The 2,511-nt window shown below is 66.3% G+C and carries 2 protein-coding genes; one reads left to right on the plus strand and one right to left on the minus strand.

The features are described from left to right. On the minus strand, window positions 1-870 hold an 870-nt coding region (locus tag A3764_RS14995), incomplete at its 3' end, for a hypothetical protein (RefSeq protein ID WP_150122204.1). 230 nt (window positions 871-1,100) lie between these two features. On the opposite strand from A3764_RS14995, the gene A3764_RS15000 reads away from it, so the two are divergent. Beyond that, a partial coding sequence (locus tag A3764_RS15000) for a phosphomannomutase/phosphoglucomutase (RefSeq protein ID WP_067951723.1) occupies window positions 1,101-2,511 on the plus strand: 1,411 nt, incomplete at its 3' end.

The following is a 2,511-nucleotide window of genomic DNA, read 5'->3' on the forward strand; positions in this document are numbered from 1 at the left end:
CCCGGCGAGCACGAAGACGTCATCGCCGCGGGTGACGATATCCAGCGCGGTGACCCCGGCAAAGCGGCTTTCGCGGGTGTCGAGCAGGTGATCCGTAAGGGTCATCCCCCCGCCCGCGTCGAGCGAAAAGACGCTGAGCGAGGAGGAGCCGGCGGAGGCGAGTATTCCGTAGGTCGTGCCCGCGAGTTCTGCCGTGGCGAGCGCGGTGGGATCGGCGAACGCCGGTCCGGCGGGGCCTGCGGCCAAGGTGGCCGTGGCAGGGCCGGGCTGACCGCCCGTATCGAGCGCGTAACGGGTGACGCTTTGCGCGGCGCCGCCTTCGGCCACCAGCAGGCTGCCGTTCGCGCCCGCCGCCGTGAGGGCCAGCGCCGCGACCGGGCCTTGCGTGGACAGGCTGCCCACCTCCGTCAGGGTCGTGCCGTTCCACAGGTGCTGGGCCACCGCCGCCCCGCCGCGATCCGACAGCGCCACGAGGGCGCCTGCCGCGACAGGCAACACCGCGTCGAGGTGCCCCATGAAAGAGGTCGCGGCAACCACCGGCGCACCGCCGGGGCCACCCATGGCGGGCAATGCGAAGTGGGCTGCCGCATGACCAAAGACACCGCCCGTCAGAAGCGCCGCACCGCTGCCCTCGCCCAGCACGGTGATGTTGGTGAGGTTCGCGCGCTCCATCGCTTCGGGCGCATCGATGTACTGCGGGCTGCCGAAACCCGCGCCCGTCACGTCCCAACTGGTGATGGCACCGCTGCGCAAGCCCGCGTGGAGCATCGCCCCGCCCTCAGAAACCGCAAGTGCGAGATCACTCACCAGCGTTTCCTCCGCACCGGGAGAAGCCGCCGCGACGGTTGAGACATATCGGAATTCAGCCATGAGAGCCCCCTTTTCCACCGGTGAGCAGGCTGGAGGCATCACCGCGCGGCGAGCGGAGCGCAAAGGTGGCCATTTCAAGACCTGTAGAGAGCAAATGACTGAAATCGCGCGTTTTTCGTTAGGCTTTCGTCAATCGGCTCCGGGCAGTCCCCCGATTGATCCTCTGCCTTGGCTGGCGTATCACGGGGGCGACGCTTTTGCCCGCCAAGTTTTGCCCCAAGGATATTTCGATGCGTAAACCCAGCCCGACCGTGACCCCGAACACATGGGAATTCCTCCGGGACCCGATGATCGCGCCCACGGGGTTCCGTGAATACGATGCACGCTGGCAGTATCCGGAGGCGATCAACCTGCCGGGGATCACGGCGCTGGGGCTGGGGCTGGGTACGCAGATGCACCGGCGGGGGATCGAGCCGGTGATCGCGGTGGGCAACGACTACCGGGATTATTCGCTGTCGATCAAGAATGCGCTGATCCTCGGCCTGATGCAGGCGGGCATCCGGGTGCGCGACATTGGCCCCTGCTTGTCGCCGATGGCCTATTTCGCGCAGTTCCATCTGGACGCGCCCGCGGTGGCGATGGTGACGGCGAGCCATAACCCCAACGGCTGGACCGGGGTCAAGATGGGCTTTGAACGCCCGCTGACCCACGGCCCCGACGAGATGAGCGAGCTTCGCGATATCGTGCTGAACGGCGAGGGCGAAACGCGCGAGGGCGGTGCCTATGAATTCGTCGACGGGGTGCGAGAGGCTTATCTGGACGATCTGGTCGGCGACTTCCGGATGACGCGCAAGTTGAAGGTCGTCTGCGCGACGGGCAACGGCACGGCATCGGCCTTTGCGCCTGAACTCTTCGAGCGCATGGGCGTGGAGGTCGTGCCCAGCCATAACCGGCTCGACTACACGTTCCCGCACTACAATCCGAACCCCGAAGCGATGGAGATGTTGCACGACATGTCCGCCAGCGTCCGCGCGTCGGGGGCGGATTTCGCGCTCGGCTTCGACGGGGACGGTGACCGCTGCGGCGTGGTGGACGACGAGGGAGAGGAGATCTTTGCCGACAAGATGGGCGTGATCATGGCGCGCGATCTGTCCGCGCTGCACCCCGGTTCCACCTTCGTGGCGGATGTGAAATCGACCGGGCTCTTTGCCTCTGACCCGGTGCTGCAGGAAAACGGCGCAAGGGCGGATTACTGGAAGACCGGGCACAGCCACATGAAGCGGCGCGTGAAGGAGCTGGGCGCGCTGGCGGGGTTCGAGAAGTCGGGGCATTATTTTCTGGCCGAGCCTATCGGGCGCGGCTACGACTGCGGGATGCGGGTGGCGGTCGAGATCTGCAAGCTGATGGACCGCAACTCTGAGCGCAGCATGTCCGACCTGCGCCGCGCCCTGCCGCAGACATACTCCACCCCGACCATGTCGCCCTATGCCGCCGATGAGGACAAGTACGACATTCTCGACCGGATCGTGCAGCGGCTGGAGAATGTGACCGAGATGGCGGGCCGCAAGGTTGCGCAGGTGGTGACAGTGAACGGCGCGCGGGTGATCCTCGACAATGGCAGCTGGGGGCTGGTGCGGGCCAGTTCCAACACGCCGAATCTCGTTGTGGTCTGCGAAAGCAGCGAGAGCGAGGCGGAGTTGC

This window comes from Sulfitobacter sp. HI0129 (genome assembly GCF_001635395.1).
In the GTDB taxonomy this organism is placed as follows: Bacteria; Pseudomonadota; Alphaproteobacteria; order Rhodobacterales; family Rhodobacteraceae; genus Sulfitobacter.